This window comes from Paenarthrobacter sp. NyZ202 (assembly GCF_049860755.1).
Classification (GTDB): domain Bacteria; phylum Actinomycetota; class Actinomycetes; order Actinomycetales; family Micrococcaceae; genus Arthrobacter.
In genome coordinates, this window is sequence record NZ_CP187556.1 from 319,680 (window position 1) to 337,237 (window position 17,558).

Sequence of the window (17,558 nt, forward strand, 5' to 3'; positions counted from 1 at the left end):
TTGTTTGGCGGCCCCGTCCAGAGTATCCCCGCTCTATGTGGACAAGCCCGGTCCTCTGGCCCGGATCCCGAACCCGGCGGACAATAGAGGCAGCATCGGGCGGGGAGGAGCCATGGAGCGGCCACGGCATGTGGATACTCCCGTCGGGCAGGCGGTAGCCCCCGGACGGGACCCGGCGATCGACCTTGTGCGCTTTGCCTGCCTGTTCCTGGTGGTGGCCGCCCACTGCATGATGGTCAGCCCTGTCCTCCACCCGGATGGAACAGTCACCACCCACAACACCCTGATGGAGCAAGACTGGTTTACGCCCGTGGTGTGGGTGTTGATGATCGTTCCCCTCTTCTTCGTCATGGGAGGGGTGACAGGGCTGCAATCGTGGCGACGCCTGCAGGCCCGGGGCGGGACCGCTTACGGATTCGCCCAACTGCGGTTGCTGCGGCTGGTCCGCCCGGCCATGGCACTGCTGGCCATCATGTGGGCGGCCCTCTGGGCGGCCTTGCTCCTGGGGGTCCACCCGCAGGTCATCCAGCTCATGACTGCCGGCGCCGCCATGCCGCTCTGGTTCCTCGCCGCGTACCTTACAGCACAGTTGAGCATCCCCTTGCTGGCACGGTGCCATGGGGCAGCGCCGCGCTTGACGTTCACAGCTCTGGTGGCACTGATTATCACGGTCGATTCGCTCCGCGGCGCTTTGCCGGTGATCGCCTACCTTAACCTGGCCTTTGTCTGGTGCGCTGTGCAGCAGCTGGGTTTCTTCATCGCCGACGGGGGCTTTCAGCACCGCACCCGGACCTGGTTGATGGGCGTGATGATCTCCAGCAACCTGCTGCTCGGCCTTTTGACCGGCGTTGGCATCTATCCGGGCAACATGGTGGTCAACATCAACCCACCCAACCTCTGCTTGCTGCTCCTTGGCGTATCGCAAACAGCCACGATCCAGCTTCTGCGCGGAGCCATCACATGGCTTGGGGGAGTCACGTGGGTCCGCACGTGCATTGCCGTAGCGGGCCGCCGTTCCATGACCGTTTACCTGTGGCACCTGCCGTTGCTGGTGGGCATGTCGGCAATCCTGCTGCTGACGGATTTCCCGAAGCCCTCCCCGGAAACCGCCGAGTGGTGGTGGGGCCGCATTCCCGTTTTCCTCGCCGTGGCTGCGTTGCTCGTTCCCGTGGCCGTGTTCCTGGGGCGCCTGGAAGACCGTCCGACGGCGGCCAGCCATGCGCGGGGTCCATCCCGGGCCGCTGTGGTGACTGCCGCCGTCGTGGTTTTTGTCCCGGTGGTGGATGCAGCACTGAACGGCCTGACGCTGGCGCTGCTGGGTGGCGGAGCGGCCTGCTTCGCGCTCGCCGTCCTGCTGCTGGGCAGGGTCCCGACGCCGGTACCGCCGCCGTCCCGGCACCCGTCGGGAAAGGTGGAGAACGCGATGGGCTCCGGATTGCCAGAGGCAGGTTTACGTGCCAATCTCGAAGCATGACCGAGCATACTGATTCATTGGCCGACTCTTTCCGTGCAGGCGTCACGACTGCCCGCAACGATAAATTCCACCGCTACGAACTCCACGTGGATGGTGAACTGGCGGTCATCGCACACTTCATCAACAGGCCCGGTCACATCGACTTCACGCACACCGAAACCAAGCCCCAGTTCAAGGGTCAGGGCCTGGCCAAGGTCCTGGCACATTTCGCACTGGACGATGTTGTGGCATCAGGCAAGCGCATCATTCCGCATTGCCCGTACATCGCCGCATACCTGCAGAAGCACGAAGGCTATGAGCAGGATGTGGACTGGCCGGCGGAAAAGCCCGTGGGAAATCCGAACAACGACTGACGTCAGTTAGCTGCGCTGACCAGTGTGCGGGGCCGTCGCCGTGGTGACACCGACGCAATCCTGGTGATGTTCCAATAGCCAAGGCCGGGTTTGGCGGACCGGAAGGGCCAGCTCATCCGTGCGCCCGTCAGGGACACGATGGCGTCGTGCTCGTCTGAAACGTGGCGGCCCAGGCACAGTGCCTTGACCTGCATGGCACTGACCAGGCTGCCGCCGTGGATGTGGTCCGTTGCCGTGACCTGGTAGGAGAAGCTCCGCATGACAGCTTCGCCGGGCGCCAGGGATGGGATAGCGAGGTCTTCCCGTGCCGGCGCCGAGGAATAAGCCAACGGTTCCATGGCCTCGTTGGTGAATGAACGCGGAATAAGTCGAATGTTACGCAGGTGGCTCCGGGAGTCGTTGGTGATCCAGGCAGTAAAGATGACGGTGTCGCCCGGGACGGCCACGGAGCGGTCGGAGCCGTAGACCAAGCTGATGGTTGCCGCCGTTTTTCCCCGCGCAAAACGTCCTCCACGGGGAGCCTGCAGGCCGGGTCTCACAGCAGCATCAGGCCACGTGGAGCGGCTTTTCCGCCACGAACGCGCAATTTTGGCCAGCGGCGGACGGCGGTCTGCCTGTTCTCTCGGGGAAGGGGACTCAATGCTGTGCAGCCTCATGTTTGGGTAGTGGCAGCAACTACCGGAACATGTCGCGGCTTTGACCACAAAAATTGCCCCCTTATAGTCGTAAGTACCCTGAGATTCAAGTCAGATTGCAATGTGATGTCACACTATTGCTTATGGATCATGGAACAGCGGCCGGAGCCAAGGGAACTTCCGTCCTGAAGGGGCCCGCAGACACTGATCCCTGCCTGCTTGACCTTGTGCGCCAGGGCGACGCCAATGCCTTCGACACCCTCTACAAGCGCCACCTGCAGATCGCCCTGTACGTTGCCCGGCAGCAGACCGACAACCAGAGCGACGCCGACGACGTTGTGGCCGAGGCGTTTGCCTCCGTCTTCCAGTCCCTCAAGGACGGCAAAGGGCCCAAAGAGTTCTTCCGTCCCTACCTGCTGACGGTGGTCAGGCGGACCGCCCACGACCGCAACCGGAAAGCCCGCCGTACGCAGACCACCGAGGACGCCCTGCTGGACACCGCGGTGCTGGATGACGACACGGTCATGAAGGACCTGGAGTCCACCATCATGGCCAAAGCCTTCAAGTCCTTGCCCGAACGCTGGCAGGCGGTGCTGTGGCACATGGACATCGAGGGACTGAAACCCGCTGCGGTTGCTCCCTTGGTCGGCCTCACTCCCAACGGGGTGTCATCCTTGGCGATCCGCGCCCGGGAAGGCCTCCGGCAGGCCTACCTGCAGCATCACATTACTACCGTGGCTGATGAGGCGTGCGCTGAGTTTGCGGGCCAGATGGGCAAATACGCCCGCAATGCCCTGAAGCGCACCTCCCGGGAAAAGGTCAATGCCCATCTGGAAGGCTGTGCACGATGCACGGCGCTCCTGATCGAACTCAACGATGTCCAGGGTGGGATGCGGGCCATCCTGTTCCCGTTGTTCGCGGGCATCACCTTCACGCCGGGCGTCGCTGCGGCCGTCCTCTCCGGATCGGGGGCCGGCGCGGGGGCCGTGGGTTCACTTGGGTCATTGTCCGGCTCGACGGCTGTTCCTGTCCTGTCGGGACCGGGCGGGTCGAAAGGTGCCGGCAACCTCTGGAAGCCAGCCGCCGCCGTCGTGCTTGCCGCAGTGGTCGCGGCAGGAGCGCTGGGGTGGATCCTGCAGCCTGCCTCCCAGTCGGTCGTCGCGGAGCCGCCTCCCGCCGCGCCCGCCGTTGAGACCCCGACGCCGGTTGCCACACCGGTCCCGGTCCCTACCGTTCCGCAGCCATCTCCTTCTGCCCCTCCTGCGGAAGTTCCGGCAGTCCCGGCACCTCCAGCGGCTCCGGAACAACCCGCCGTCGTGGTTGCGCAGGAGCCTGCGCTGCAGCGGAAGGCGACGGTCGTTGACTCTGCCGTGGTCACTTCGGTTCCGGTGCCGCAACCTTCTTCGCCGACGTCCGCGCTCCAGACGGTCGAGGCTGTCTTTGCTTCCACCACTGCGGCCAACGCCGTGGAGCGGAACCTTGAGGTGCAGTTTTCCTTGGTGGGTGACGGTTCACCCACCGCCGGTGAAGCCGTCTTCACCCTGCCGGATCAGGCCACGTTCATTTCCGGCAGGACGCTCGCACCCGCCGGGTGGGAATGCAGTGCCACCGGTGCCCGTCAGGTGACGTGCACCAGCCGTGCGATGGATCCCGCCCAGCTGAACTTTGCTTTCGGGGTCACCATGCCTGCGACGTCGGAGCTGGAAACCCTGGACTATGGATTCAGCGGCCAGGACATCGTCACCAAAACATTCGCCAGCACCTTCCACTAGGGCCTGGACAACTTTTCTCAAAGTTTCTCTCATTACCAGCGTCACGTTTCACGTGTTGCCCGCACTACAGCTTTGGGCCGCCCTATGTCGGTGCGCCCGCTGAAGTCTGTCCGGGCTTCGACGACACGAAACCCCCGCTGCGCCTACTGGGTCAGTGGCGAGTAGCCGAGTCGGGCCGGTCACCTCTGACCTGGCTTCGGCGTGACCTAGAGAAAACAAGAGAGTCCATGAAACATTCACGTCCACGAAAGCTGTTGGCGGGCGTACTCGCTGCAGCGATCCTGTCCCTGGGGGCTGGTGGCGCCTTGGCGCCGCCGGCCTTGGCCACGGTGCCGGGCACGCCGGGTGTTACCCAGCCCGGCACCGTTGTCTTCACCGAAGATTTCGAGAACGGTACCGACAACACCCCGTTGGGTGCGCAGTCGTACTCCGCGCCCGGGTCCACCACCTACGTGGGTGCAACCGGGCAGACCTACACCGGTTCGATCAGCTGGATCAACGGTATCCGCTGCAACGGCGTCATCCTCAGCTATGACAACTCCGAGACACCCCCCTGGGCAGTGTCCGGCGCAGCCGGATCGGGTACGGAGAACCGCTGCGCCGACGTCGATACCCGCCGCAGCTACCAGCACCTGCGGATGCTCGCGCAGGCCATGGGCCAGCAGTTCACGCCCGGTTCGCCCAGCACCAACCATGTGACGAGCTCCTTCACCGAATGCCTGTCCACCAACACGGCCGGGGGCTTCTGCGCCACTCTTCCTGCCGGTCCTACGGACGGCGTGATGTTCAAGACGGCCAACCCGCTGGCCACCACCGCCGGCCACTACTACACCTTCGGCGTTGACACGGCGTACATGAACTGCTTCGGCGGCACGTCTGATCCGTCCTACCAGTTTGCCAGGATCGACGCCGACGGCACGGTCACGCCCATAGGTGACCCGCTCAACGGCTGCCAGGCGTCGTCCGATCCGAATGTCCAGGCATACCAGCAGAATGTCACCAGCGATGTCGGTGGTTCCTTCGGCACGATCACCAAGACCGTGAACATCAATTCGATGCTCACCAACGAAGCCTTCCAGTCCACGGGCGGATCGCTGGGTCTTGAAATGTGGAACAACAATGGCCGATCCAATGGCAACGACGGCGCCTTTGACAATGTGCGTTTGGTGGACGTCACCCCGCAGTTGGACAAGTCGTTTTCTCCGACGTTGATCGGTCCGGGCCAGGCTTCCACGCTGACGCTGACCGTCACGAACACCAGCGAGCTCAACGCCAAGAACGACTGGTCCATCACGGACACCCTTCCGGCCGGCCTGGTGGTTGCCGCAGCACCGAATATCGGCGGCACGTGCGTTCAGTCCGCCGGTGCCCCATTGGCCACCACCGCGGTGGCCGGCGGCAACGTCATCTCCGTGACTGGCGGCGACTTGGCCAGGGGCGAAGAGTCCTGCACCATTACCGTCGATGTCACCTCGGACACCGAGGGTTCCTACGTCAACGGTCCTGCGAACATCGAGACCAACCTGAACCCGCCTGCTGACGCCACCCTGGTGGTCAAGGCTCCCCGCCTGGCCCTCTCCAAGGCACTGGATGCTCCCCGCCTGACCGATGGCGACCAGTTCACCATGGAAATCCGTTCGGGTTCCGCGACCGGTGCAGTGGTCAACAGCACGGCCAACTCCACCACCTCGGGAACCGGCTCAGCTGTCACCGCCGGAACGGGTGTCACTGGCACCTACGTTGCGGACGCCGGCAGCACCTATTACCTGACTGAGTCCGGCTCCAACGTTTCCGGGTACGATCAAGCCATCACTTGCACTGATGCCAACGGTCTCCAGCAGGGGCTGCCGTCCGGCGCTGCATTCGAAGGCTCCCTGGCCCTGGTGCCGGTGGCCGGCGCGGATATCAACTGTGTCCTGACCAACACTGCCGTTCCTGCACCTGCCCTGGAGTTCACCAAGTCAGCTGATACCTCGGACCTTCAGTCACCGTCGCAGGCAGGTGACGTGATCACCTACACGTTCACTGCAAAGAACACCGGCAATACGGTCCTCACTGGCGTCGTCATCAACGATCCCCTGGCCGGCCTGTCCGCTCTGAGCTACACGTGGCCGGACACGCCCGGAACCCTGCTTCCGGGTGAAACAGTGACGGCGATGGCCACCTATGCCATCACCCAGGCTGACATCGATGCCGGACACGTTGCCAACTCGGCAACGGTCTCGGGTAATCCTCCCACCGGCCCACCGGTTACCCCTCCTCCCGGAACCACTGACACTCCGTTGGTTCCTGGTCCTGCCCTCACCCTGACCAAGGCGGCGGATGCTTCGGCAATCCAGAACCCGTCGCAGGTGGGGGACATCATCACCTACACGTTCGAGGCAAAGAACACGGGCAACGTTAAGCTGACGGGCGTTGTGATCAATGATCCGCTGGCCGGACTTTCCGCCCTGACGTACACGTGGCCTGGTGCCCCCGGCGAACTGCTGCCGGGCCAGTCGGTGACGGCTACGGCAAGGTACGCGCTCACGCAGGCTGACATCGACGCCGGTCATGTGGCCAACACGGCGACCACCACGGGCACGCCGCCCACGGGTCCTGCCGTGACGCCTCCGCCGGCCAGCACGGACACGCCGTTGACACCCGGCGCGGATCTCTCGCTGACCAAAACAGCGGACGCGTCGGCCGTTCAGAGCCCGGCACAGGTGGGGGATGTCATCACCTACTCGTTCGAGGCGAAGAACACGGGCAACGTTAAGCTGACGGGCGTTGTGATCAACGATCCGCTGCCTGGCCTGTCGGCACTGGCGTACACCTGGCCGGGCGCTGCCGGCGAACTGCTGCCGGGCCAGTCGGTGACGGCTACGGCAACGTATGCGCTCACGCAGGCTGACCTCGACGCCGGTCACGTGGCCAACACGGCGACCACCACGGGCACTCCGCCGTCGGGTCCTGCTGTGACGCCGCCTCCGGCCGGCACGGATACGCCGCTGACTCCCGGCCCTGCCCTGGAGTTCACCAAGTCCGCTGACGCGTCAGCTGTCCAGGACCCGTCGCAGGTCGGTGACCAGATCACCTACACCTTCACGGCGAAGAACACGGGCAACGTGAAGCTGACCGGTGTGAGCATCAACGATCCGCTCGCGGGCCTGTCTGCGCTCACGTACAGCTGGCCGGGCACTGCCGGCGAGTTGCTGCCGGGCCAGACGGTGACCGCTACGGCAACGTACGCGGTCACCCAAGCGGATATCGACGCCGGCCATGTCGCCAACAGCGCCACCGCAACGGGTGTTCCTCCCACCGGTACTCCGGTGACGCCTCCTCCGGGAACCACGGATACCCCGTTGACCCCGGCACCGGCCATGGAGTTCAGCAAGTCAGCTGACAAGAGCGCCATCCAGAACCCTGCTGTTGTGGGTGACCAGATCACTTACACCTTCACCGCGAAGAACACGGGCAACGTGAAGTTGACCGGTGTGATCATCAATGACCCGCTCGCGGGCCTGTCTGCGCTCACGTACACCTGGCCGGGCACTGCCGGCGAGTTGCTGCCGGGCCAGACGGTGACCGCTACGGCAACGTATGCGATCACCCAGGCGGATATCGAAGCGGGCCATGTGGTCAACACGGCAACCACGACCGGCACTCCGCCGTCGAGTCCTGCTGTGACGCCGCCTCCGGCCGGCACGGATACGCCGCTGACTCCCGGCCCTGGGTTGGAGTTCACCAAGTCCGCTGATGCGTCGGCTGTTCAGGACCCCGCCCGGGTGGGGGACATCATCACCTACTCGTTCGAGGCCAGGAACACTGGCAACGTGAAGTTGACGGGCGTTGTGATCAACGATCCGCTGGCGGGCCTGTCGGCGCTCACGTACACCTGGCCGGGTGCTCCCGGCGAGCTGGAGCCTGGCCAGTCGGGGACGGCTACGGCAACGTATGCGATCACCCAGGCCGATATCGACGCCGGTCACGTGGCCAACACGGCCACCACCACTGGTACGCCGCCGTCGGGTCCGGCTGTGACGCCGCCTCCGGGAACCACGGATACCCCGTTGACCCCGGCACCGGCCATGGAGTTCACCAAGTCGGCCGACGCTTCCGGCGTGCAGGACCCGAGCGTGGTGGGCGACCGCATCAACTACGCCTTCACGGCCAAGAACACCGGCAACGTCACGCTCACGGATGTGGTCATCAATGACCCGCTCGCGGGGCTGTCGCCGCTGGTCTACTCCTGGCCCGGCGTAGAAGGAATCCTTCTTCCGGGCCAGACAGTGACCGCTTCGGCAACGTATGCGATCACCCAGGCCGATATCGACGCCGGTCATTTCGCCAACACGGCGACCACCACTGGTACGCCGCCGTCGGGTCCGGCTGTGACGCCGCCTCCGGGAACCACGGATACCCCGTTGACCCCGGCACCGGCCATGGAGTTCAGCAAGTCTTCGGACGCTTCCGCTATCCAGGATCCTGCTGTAATAGGCGACCTGCTGACCTACACCTTCACCGCCAAGAACACCGGCAACGTGAAGTTGACCAACGTGTCCATCACGGACCCGCTGGCCGGTCTGTCCGCGCTCACGTACACGTGGCCGGGTGCGCCGGGTGAGCTGCTCCCGGGTGAGACCGTGACCGCTACGGCAACGTATGCGATCACCCAAGCGGATATCGATGCAGGTCACGTGGTGAATACCGCCACGACGACGGGCACTCCGCCGTCGGGTCCTGCTGTGACGCCGCCTCCGGGAATCACGGATACCCCGCTGACCCCGGCTCCGGCGATGCAGTTCACCAAGACGGCAGACGACTCCGCTGTGCAGAGCCCTGCGCAAGTGGATGATGTCATCACCTACACCTTCACTGCCAGGAACACCGGCAACGTGAAGTTGACCAACGTATCCATCACGGACCCGCTGGCGGGCCTGTCCGCCCTGGACTACACGTGGCCGGGCACGCCCGGTGAACTGCTGCCGGGTCAGACAGTGACCGCTACGGCAACGTACGCGATCACCCAGGCTGATATCGACGCCGGCCATGTCGCCAACGCGGCGACGACCACGGGCACTCCGCCGTCGGGTCCGGCTGTGACGCCGCCTCCGGGAACCACGGATACCCCGTTGACCCCGGCACCGGCCATGGAGTTCACCAAGTCCGCGGACGCTTCGGCCGTGCAGGACCCGGCCACGGCGGGGGACGTGATCACGTACACGATGACGGCAAAGAACACGGGCAATGTGAAGTTGACCGGTGTCAGCATCAACGATCCGCTCGCGGGGTTGTCGGAGCTCGCGTACACCTGGCCGGGAACCCCTGGCGAGTTGTTGCCGGGCGAGTCCGTGACGGCTACGGCAACGTACGCGATCACCCAGGCTGATATCGACGCCGGCCATGTCACCAACGTGGCGACGTCCACCGGTACTCCTCCCACCGGCACTCCGGTGACGCCTCCTCCGGGAACCACGGACACACCGTTGACCCCGGCACCGGCGATGGAGTTCACCAAGTCGGCCGACTCGAGTGCTCTTCAGGACCCCACGAAGGTTGGTGATGTCATCACCTACACCTTCACGGCGAAGAACACCGGCAACGTGAAGCTGACCAACGTGTCGATCAACGACCCCCTGGCAGGCCTGTCCGCCCTCAACTACAGCTGGCCCGGTACGCCCGGCGAGTTGCAGCCGGGGGAGACCGTAACTGCTACGGCAAAGTATGCGGTAACGCAGGCTGATATCGACGCCGGGCACGTGGTCAACTCGGCTACGGCAACGGGCAATCCGCCCACTGGTCCTGCTGTAACGCCTCCTCCGGGCACCACGGACACCCCGCTGACCCCGACTCCTGCGATGGAATTCAGCAAGCAGGCAGTGGTTCAGGCAAACTCGGGACCGTCCAAGGTGGGGGACAAGATTGAGTACCGGTTCACGGCCAAAAACACCGGCAACGTGAAGCTGACCAAGGTGTCCATCGACGACCCCATGGCTGGCCTCTCGGACCTGGTCTACACCTGGCCGGGTACCCCCGGTGAGTTGCTGCCGGGCCAGACCGTCACGGCGACGGCGGAGTATGCCGTCACGCAGGCGGACCTCGACGCCGGTCACGTGGAGAACCTGGCGACCACTACGGGTACTCCTCCCAGCGGCCCGGCGGTCACCCCGCCTCCTGCCGGTACGGACACCCCGCTGTCGCCGGATGCAGCCCTGCAGTTCTCCAAGACTGCGGATGCCTCCGCCGTTGGTGATCCCGCGAAGGTAGGCGACATTGTCACCTACAACTTCACGGCCACGAACACGGGCAATGTCACGCTGACTGACGTGGCCATCGTGGATGAAATGCCCGGCCTGTCTGCCCTGGATTACACCTGGCCGGGTACCCCCGGCGAGTTGCTGCCGGGCCAGTCGGTGACTGCCACGGCAACGTACGCCATCACCCAGGCCGACATCAACGCCGGCAAGGTCGCCAACAAGGCGACGGCGACGGGTACACCTCCGACGGGACCCCAGGTCACCACGCCGCCTGCAAGCGCAGTCGTGACCTTCCCGCCGGTTGATCCGGGCCAGCCGGGTGGCTCCTTGGCAAACACGGGAGTTGTCCTCACCGTGCTGCCGATTGCCCTCCTGGTGGTTGGTGCGGGCCTGTTCCTGCTGCTCATGGGACGCCGCAAGCGTTCTGAAGCGTAGGGCCAAAGTGCGCGGCAATCGGACCCCGAGCCGGTTGCCGCGCACGTTCCACATCCCAGTTACCCAAGAGTCAGGTAGTAAACCCATGAAGAAGTCAGTCACGTGCGTTGCCGGCGTGCTGGTTGCCGCAGCAGCCCTCGCGGGCTGTTCAGGGAACGGGGCGGGCTCATTGCCCTCGTCCACCACCACCCAGGCCGCCACGACGGGCGAGGCGAAAGCGGCCAACCCTGGAACCGGCATCATCGAGGCCACCAAGATGACCTCGTGTGATACCGCTGCGGGAAAGGTTGCCGCCAAGGGTACCGTCACCCCGCCTGAGGGTACCAAGGGAACCGTGAAGATCTCGGTGAGCTGGGTTGATCCCCAATCGTCATCGGTGCTGGCCCGCGGCGAGCAGACTTTCAAAGACCCGCAGGCAGGAAAAGCCCTTGATTGGGCCATCACCGCCGAAGTCCCCCAAAAGGGGACCGAGGCCAAGTGTGTGCTGGGAGCGGCTGTGCTCCAGTAGGCGGCCGGAAAGTCGGGACTCCAGCAGCGGGGTCCGGGCGGCAGGGCGCAAGCGGCACACAGAAAAGTGGCCGGCCAGGGCATCCCTGGCCGGCCACTTTGCTGCATTCATCAACTCCCTGACTGGCCCTGTGGGCCGTGCCGACGTTGCCACTGAAACGCGTGCCAGAACAGCAACGCGCCGGTGATCAGCAGAGACGCCGGCACGAGGTAGGGGAGCATCGAGAGGACCACGAAGTTCATGGGCATTCCGTCCGAAGAGGGAGCGGAAACCATGGGGCGCAAGGTCTCGGTGAAGGCCCAGACGCTGAAGTAAAGCATCGCGCCATCGAGCGCCCACAGCGCCACGATGAACGGGTTCACGGACAAGCGCTTCTTCGGAGCATCGAGAGGCTCCGGTGCATGGGGGCTCACTGCACGCACCGCCTTGCCCTGGTCATCGATTTCGCGGAAACCGAGCCGCTCGTGCGTATGGTCAGTCATGGATTCCCCCCACCGTTATGGCCTGTGGCACTGACCCTACCCCGATAGTGGTCCTCCGGGAACCCACATGACCTGCCGTGGGAACAGCAGCGACGGCGGCGTTCGGGCTTGCGAAGGGAGCGGATATTTTGCACCTAAAACCGGATCCTGGAAAGTCAATGACGCGCTACCGGCAAGTAGAACAGCGAGAAACCGCCTTCTGAGCGAATTAGGTCACGAAAGTTTGACGGAAAGGCAAACCTAAGTAAGGCTTGCCTTTGCTAACTAGCGACCCCAACGCAACGGAAGGAAGCTGTCGTGACGTCACCCAGTGTCGAAGAGCAGATAGCCCAGGAGCAGGACTTCGGCTCCAAAGTGGAGTTGGCACTTGCTGCCACCAACCAGCTCTTCAACGCGCGAAATTCGCCCAGCTACGTGGCGCAGGTCCTTCAGGGAGTCAACGCCGTCTCCACCAAAGTCCAGCGGACCACCCAGCCATTTACCGGCGTCGCGCATTCCGAACTTAAGGCGAAAGTGGGTGCCGTGGACCTGGGCCGGCCGCTGCCGGACACGGCTGCTGCCCTGGAGGAACTGGATGAGCTGTACCTCAAGGACGCCATCTACTTCCACGACTCCCGCTACGCCGCCCACCTGAACTGCCCCGTGGTCATCCCCGCCCTGGTGGGGGAGGCCGTGCTGTCAGCGGTGAACTCGTCCATGGATACCTGGGACCAGAGTGCAGGTGCCACCATGATCGAACGCCGCCTTATCGATTGGACCGCGGAACGCATTGGCTTCTCCGCCGAGGCTGACGGCGTCTTCACGTCCGGCGGCAGCCAGTCGAACTTCCAGGCGCTGCTGATTGCCCGGAACCACGCCGTTGCCAAGCTCCGCGCCGACCAGCCCGAAGCCCGCCTCCCGCACCTGCTGGATCGGCTCCGCATCTTCACCTCAGTGGACAGCCACTTCAGCATCCAGAAGTCTGCCTCCATGCTGGGTCTCGGTTTCGACGCTGTGATCGCAGTCCCCACCGCTGACGACCACCGCATGGACCCCGCCGCCCTTGCGGCTGCTTTGGCGGAAGCGCACGACGCCGGGCTGGTGCCTATGGCGGTCGTGGCCACCGCCGGGACCACCGACTTTGGGTCGGTGGACCCGCTCGCCGAGCTCTCGGCCCTGGTGCGTGCCTACGATTCCTGGCTGCACGTGGATGCTGCGTATGGAGGAGGGCTGCTGGTCTCCGGCCGCTACCGCCACCTCCTGGACGGTATTCACCTGGCGGACTCGGTCACGGTCGACTTCCACAAGACGTTCTTCCAGCCCGTCAGCTCCAGTGCAGTCCTGGTCCGCAACGGTGCCATGCTGCGCCACGTCACCTACTACGCCGATTACCTCAACCCGGAGAGCGCCGCCAAGGCCGAGATCCCCAATCAGGTGGACAAGAGCATCCAGACCACGCGCCGCTTTGACGCCTTGAAGCTGTGGCTCACCCTGCGCATCATGGGCGCCGACGCCATTGGTGCGCTGTTCGACGAGGCGATCGACCTTGCCGGCCGCGTTGGGACCCTGTTGGCGGACGACGCCGAATTCGAACTCGCTGCCGCTCCCCAACTGAGCACCCTCGTCTTCCGCTATCGACCGGAAATCAACGGAGTCCGCATTGACGAGGACGCCGCCGATTCCCTCAACCCTGCCATCCGGGCGGCTGTCTTTGCCTCCGGCGAAGCAGTTGTGGCCGGTACCAAGGTGGCTGGTCGCCATTACCTCAAATTCACCCTCCTCAACGCCGAGGCCTCCCTGAGGGACATTCAGGAAATCATCGAACTCATTCGCCGCACGGGCGCCAGCCTGCTCGCAAACACCACGGAGGCCGCCGCGTGAGCACCCCGGACAACAGCAGGATCTACGACGTCGCCGGTATCGGCGTCGGACCTTTCAACCTTGGCCTTGCCGCGCTGAGCGAGCCGGTGGAGAACCTGGACTGCGTGTTCCTGGAACGCCGTGAGTCCTTCGACTGGCACCCGGGCATGATGCTTGAACCGGCCCACCTGCAGGTGCCGTTCATGGCGGACCTGGTGACCCTGGCCGACCCGACGTCGCCGTACTCGTTCCTGAACTTCCTGAAGCAGACAGGACGGCTGTACCGCTTCTATATCCGTGAGAACTTCTACCCGCTGCGTGCCGAGTACAACCAGTACTGCCAGTGGGTTGCCGGGCAGCTGGAGTCGGTTCGTTTTAGCACGGATGTGCTGGATGTGAGCTACGACGGCGGCGTGTACCGGCTTGCGGTGCAGGGTCCTGAAGGTGCTGAGGTGCTTCGCGCCCGCCGGCTGGTTCTGGGGACGGGAACTTCACCGTACATTCCGGTGTCCTGTGCAGGCATCGTGGACGGCGGGGGACTGGTCCTCCACAACGCCGAGTACCTGTCGAGGAAGACTGAGCTGCAGTCCAAGCGCAGCATCACGATCGTGGGCAGCGGACAGAGTGCCGCCGAGCTCTACTACGAACTCCTTTCGGACATCGACGTCTATGGCTACCAGCTCAACTGGGTGACCCGCTCCGGCCGTTTTTTCCCACTCGAGTACACCAAGCTCACCTTGGAAATGACCTCGCCAGAGTATGTGGACTACTTCCACTCGCTGCCGTCGGACCAACGTGATTCGCTGATCAAGAACCAGAAGAACCTGTACAAGGGCATCAACTCGGACCTGATCGACGACATCTACGACCTTCTATACACCAAGAGCCTCTCCGGCATGGTGGATACCCAGCTGCACACGCACTCGTCCCTGACCGCCGCTGCGTGGAATCCTGCGACCGGGACGCATACCTTGCAGTTGCGGCACGAGGAGCACGGCCGCGACTACACGCTGGAGTCCGAAGCGGTGATGCTGGCTACCGGGTACTCCTACAAGGAACCGGCCTTCCTGTCCGGTATCAAGGACCGCATCCGCCGTGACCACAAGGGCCGCTTCGATGTGGAGCGCAACTATGGGACCGGCGTCGAACCCGGCGAAATCTTCGTACAGAACGCTGAGCTGCACACCCATGGATTCGTCACGCCGGACCTGGGCATGGCTGCCTACCGGAACTCCGTCATCCTGCGTGAGATCACGGGGCGCGAGGTCTACCCGGTGGAACGCAGCATCGCGTTCCAGCAGTTTGGTGCCCCCGCGCCGGTTGCTGTGGAGGCTCCGGAAGAAGCGGTGGCAGCAGTATGAGTTTCACGTTCCGCGCGGTTGATCCTGTGAAAGATGCACGCGTCCTCCACAGCTGGGTCAGCCAAGAGTATGCACGTTTTTGGGGCATGGTGGGCTGTGTCGAGCAGGATGTTGTGGAGGAGTACAAGAAGATTGCCGCCACCGGTCACCACCAGGCGTTCCTGGGACTCGACGACGGCGTTCCCTCCTTTCTGATGGAGCGGTACCTTCCCGAAGCGTCGCCCCTTGCGGACGTCTACGAGGTCCAGCCTGGGGATATCGGCATGCACCTGCTCGTGTCCCCGCCGGACGGCGACCCGCAGCCCGGGTACACCACTGCCGTGATGCGGGCCGTGATGGCGGAACTGTTCGCTGACCCCGCAACCCGCCGGGTCGTCGTCGAGCCTGACGCCCGCAACCACAAGATCCACGCACTCAATGAAAAGGTGGGCTTCCGCCCGCACGGCGTGGTGACCCTTCCCGCCGTCGACCCTTCCGAAGACCACAAGCAGGGCCTCCTGAGCTTCTGCAGCCGCGAGGACTTCCTTGCGACCCTGACCCCTATCCTGGCCGCGCCTGCCGGGGCGACCGGAGGAGTAGACCAATGACCAGCACTGTTGAAGCCATTGCCCCGCAGGCAGCAGGCCCGGTTTCCCACCTGACTCCGGAACGCTGGGCCGTAGCCAACCGGCATCTGGTCCGCAAGGCGATTGCAGAGTTTTCGCACGAGCGGATCCTGGTTCCCGACCTGATCCGCGACGAGGGCGAGGGCGTCGGCCTCTATAAGGTGGTGAGCGACGACGACGCCGTTGAGTACCGCTTCCGGGCCAAGGTCCTGGAACTTGAGCACTGGTCCGTGCTTCTGGAGTCCATTGCCCGGTTCCGCGACGGTAGAGAGCTGCCGCTGGATGCACTGGACTTCATTGCCGAGTTCCACGAGGCCCTGGGCATCAGGATGGATATGCTTCCCGTGTACCTGGAAGAAATCAGCAGCACGTTGGCGGGCCACGCCTACAAGCAGGGCAAGCCTTTCAGTTCGGCCGAATTGGCCGCCGGGGTCACCGGCGGAGCTGACCGGGCTGCGGACTTCCAGGCGATCGAGCACAGCATGACGGAGGGCCACCCCTGCTTCGTGGCCAATAACGGGCGCCTGGGCTTCGGGATTGCCGACTATCACGCGTTTGCTCCGGAGACCGGAGCAACGGTGAAGCTTCAGTGGATCGCGGTGCACCGCTCCAAGGCCGTGTTCACTTCCAGTGCCGGCCTGGACTACCGGACGCACTTCGAAGCTGAACTTGGTCCGGCAACTCTTGCGTGGTTCAACGCGGAGTTGTCCGCTTCCGGGCTGGATCCCGAGGACTACCTCCTCATGCCGGTCCACCCGTGGCAGTGGGACAACAAGCTGACCGTGACTTTCGCTGCGGAGATTGCCCAGCGGCACATTGTGCACCTTGGTACGGGCGGGGACGACTACCAGGCACAGCAGTCTATCCGTACGTTCTTCAACACCACCTCACCGGAGAAGGCGTACGTCAAGACGGCGATGTCGGTGGTCAACATGGGCTTCATGCGTGGGCTTTCGCCGCAATACATGAAGGCTACGCCGGCCATCAACGACTGGCTGCAGGAGCTGATCGACAATGACCAGGAGCTCCAGGACCGGGGCCTGGCCATGATCAAGGAAAGCGCCGCGATCGGCTACCACAACCACTACTACGAGGCCGCTTCCGCCAAGGGTTCCCCCTACCGGAAAATGCTGTCTGCCCTGTGGAGGGAAAGTCCGCTGCCCCTGCTCGGGGATGGCCAGCAGTTGGCAACCATGGCGTCCCTGCTGCATGTTGACCAGTCCGGTAAATCCGTGGTTTCCGCGCTCATCAAGCGTTCCGGCCTGGCGCCCACCGAGTGGCTCCGCCGGTACTTCGAGGCCTACCTCGTGCCGCTGGTTCACTGCCTTTACAAGTATGAACTTGCTTTCATGCCCCACGGTGAAAACGTCATCCTGATCCTGGACGACGGCGTGCCGGTCCGGGCCATCATGAAGGACCTTGCCGAGGAAATCGTCGTGATGGGGGACAGGCTGGAACTGCCGGAGGAGGTCTCCCGCATCAAGGCGGAGATCCCCGCCGAGGAAATGGTCCTGGCCATCTTTACCGATGTGTTCGACTGCATCTTCCGCTTCCTGGCGGCCATCCTGGCAGAGGACGGAACGCTCCGCGAGGACGAATTCTGGGGAACTGCGGCGGCCGTGCTGCGGGAGTACCAGCAACGCCACCCGGAGCTTGCCGACCAGTTCGCCATGCACGACCTCTTCGCGCCGGACTTCGAATTGTCGTGCCTTAACAGGCTGCAACTGCGGAACAACCAGCAGATGCTGGACATCTCGGATCCCTCGGGAGGCCTGCAAATGGCTGGCCGGCTCGCCAACCCGTTGGCGAAGTTCGCCTAGGACCCCCGCCGAGATGGCATTTGATGACAATCGTG

General features: G+C 64.1%; 11 protein-coding genes. 9 read left to right on the forward strand and 2 right to left on the reverse strand.

Annotation, left to right across the window (positions count from 1 at the left end):
• Positions 1–112 precede the first annotated feature (112 nt).
• Both ACPFL9_RS01575 and ACPFL9_RS01580 read left to right on the forward strand, forming a co-directional pair.
• Positions 113–1,474, forward strand: a complete 1,362-nt coding sequence (locus ACPFL9_RS01575; RefSeq protein WP_426005417.1) for an acyltransferase family protein — start codon at positions 113–115, stop codon at positions 1,472–1,474.
• A complete protein-coding gene (locus tag ACPFL9_RS01580) occupies positions 1,471–1,827 on the forward strand; it encodes a GNAT family N-acetyltransferase (RefSeq protein WP_426005419.1) in 357 nt (118 codons plus the stop codon). Before ACPFL9_RS01575 ends, ACPFL9_RS01580 begins: the two co-directional genes overlap by 4 nt.
• Before the next feature lie 2 nt (positions 1,828–1,829).
• Here the strand turns inward: ACPFL9_RS01580 and ACPFL9_RS01585 are convergent, their stop codons facing one another.
• Positions 1,830–2,366, reverse strand: coding sequence for a hypothetical protein (locus ACPFL9_RS01585; RefSeq protein WP_426005420.1), 537 nt, complete (start codon positions 2,364–2,366; stop codon positions 1,830–1,832).
• A 239-nt stretch (positions 2,367–2,605) separates the two neighbouring features.
• On the opposite strand from ACPFL9_RS01585, the gene ACPFL9_RS01590 reads away from it, so the two are divergent.
• The 3 genes from ACPFL9_RS01590 (at position 2,606) to ACPFL9_RS01600 (ending at position 11,416) form a co-directional block, all read left to right on the forward strand.
• A complete protein-coding gene (locus ACPFL9_RS01590; protein ID WP_426005421.1) occupies positions 2,606–4,234 on the forward strand; it encodes a sigma-70 family RNA polymerase sigma factor in 1,629 nt (542 codons plus the stop codon).
• Positions 4,235–4,461: 227 nt separating this feature from the next.
• Positions 4,462–10,908 (forward strand): DUF7507 domain-containing protein, encoded by a 6,447-nt coding sequence (locus tag ACPFL9_RS01595; protein ID WP_426005422.1) that lies wholly within the window; start codon positions 4,462–4,464, stop codon positions 10,906–10,908.
• A gap of 85 nt (positions 10,909–10,993) precedes the next feature.
• Positions 10,994–11,416, forward strand: a complete 423-nt coding sequence (locus ACPFL9_RS01600; protein WP_426005423.1) for a hypothetical protein — start codon at positions 10,994–10,996, stop codon at positions 11,414–11,416.
• A 110-nt stretch (positions 11,417–11,526) separates the two neighbouring features.
• On the opposite strand, the gene ACPFL9_RS01605 is transcribed toward ACPFL9_RS01600, so the two are convergent.
• Positions 11,527–11,898 (reverse strand): hypothetical protein, encoded by a 372-nt coding sequence (locus ACPFL9_RS01605; protein ID WP_426005424.1) that lies wholly within the window; start codon positions 11,896–11,898, stop codon positions 11,527–11,529.
• Positions 11,899–12,195: 297 nt separating this feature from the next.
• Here ACPFL9_RS01605 and ACPFL9_RS01610 point away from each other — a divergent pair, with 297 nt between their 5' ends.
• From ACPFL9_RS01610 to ACPFL9_RS01625, 4 genes are read left to right on the forward strand one after another with little or no spacing between them, the layout of a single operon-like run.
• Positions 12,196–13,758 (forward strand): pyridoxal phosphate-dependent decarboxylase family protein, encoded by a 1,563-nt coding sequence (locus tag ACPFL9_RS01610; RefSeq protein ID WP_426005425.1) that lies wholly within the window; start codon positions 12,196–12,198, stop codon positions 13,756–13,758.
• Positions 13,755–15,098 carry a lysine N(6)-hydroxylase/L-ornithine N(5)-oxygenase family protein gene (locus ACPFL9_RS01615; protein ID WP_426005427.1) on the forward strand — a complete coding sequence of 448 codons (1,344 nt, stop codon included), beginning with the start codon at positions 13,755–13,757 and terminating at the stop codon, positions 15,096–15,098. The genes ACPFL9_RS01610 and ACPFL9_RS01615 overlap by 4 nt, the downstream gene beginning before the upstream one ends.
• A complete protein-coding gene (locus tag ACPFL9_RS01620) occupies positions 15,095–15,685 on the forward strand; it encodes a GNAT family N-acetyltransferase (protein ID WP_426005428.1) in 591 nt (196 codons plus the stop codon). The genes ACPFL9_RS01615 and ACPFL9_RS01620 overlap by 4 nt, the downstream gene beginning before the upstream one ends.
• A complete protein-coding gene (locus tag ACPFL9_RS01625) occupies positions 15,682–17,523 on the forward strand; it encodes an IucA/IucC family protein (protein ID WP_426005430.1) in 1,842 nt (613 codons plus the stop codon). Before ACPFL9_RS01620 ends, ACPFL9_RS01625 begins: the two co-directional genes overlap by 4 nt.
• The last annotated feature ends 35 nt before the right edge of the window (positions 17,524–17,558 follow it).

What these genes read in the sequence shown, in the direction of transcription:
- ACPFL9_RS01575 (WP_426005417.1), top strand. Translation starts at nt 113, where the DNA reads ATGGAGCGGCCACGGCATGTGGATACTCCCGTCGGGCAGGCGGTAGCC.
- ACPFL9_RS01580 (WP_426005419.1), top strand. Translation starts at nt 1,471, where the DNA reads ATGACCGAGCATACTGATTCATTGGCCGACTCTTTCCGTGCAGGCGTC.
- ACPFL9_RS01590 (WP_426005421.1), top strand. Translation starts at nt 2,606, where the DNA reads ATGGATCATGGAACAGCGGCCGGAGCCAAGGGAACTTCCGTCCTGAAG.
- ACPFL9_RS01595 (WP_426005422.1), top strand. Translation starts at nt 4,462, where the DNA reads ATGAAACATTCACGTCCACGAAAGCTGTTGGCGGGCGTACTCGCTGCA.
- ACPFL9_RS01600 (WP_426005423.1), top strand. Translation starts at nt 10,994, where the DNA reads ATGAAGAAGTCAGTCACGTGCGTTGCCGGCGTGCTGGTTGCCGCAGCA.
- ACPFL9_RS01605 (WP_426005424.1), bottom strand. Translation starts at nt 11,898, where the DNA reads ATGACTGACCATACGCACGAGCGGCTCGGTTTCCGCGAAATCGATGAC.
- ACPFL9_RS01620 (WP_426005428.1), top strand. Translation starts at nt 15,095, where the DNA reads ATGAGTTTCACGTTCCGCGCGGTTGATCCTGTGAAAGATGCACGCGTC.
- ACPFL9_RS01625 (WP_426005430.1), top strand. Translation starts at nt 15,682, where the DNA reads ATGACCAGCACTGTTGAAGCCATTGCCCCGCAGGCAGCAGGCCCGGTT.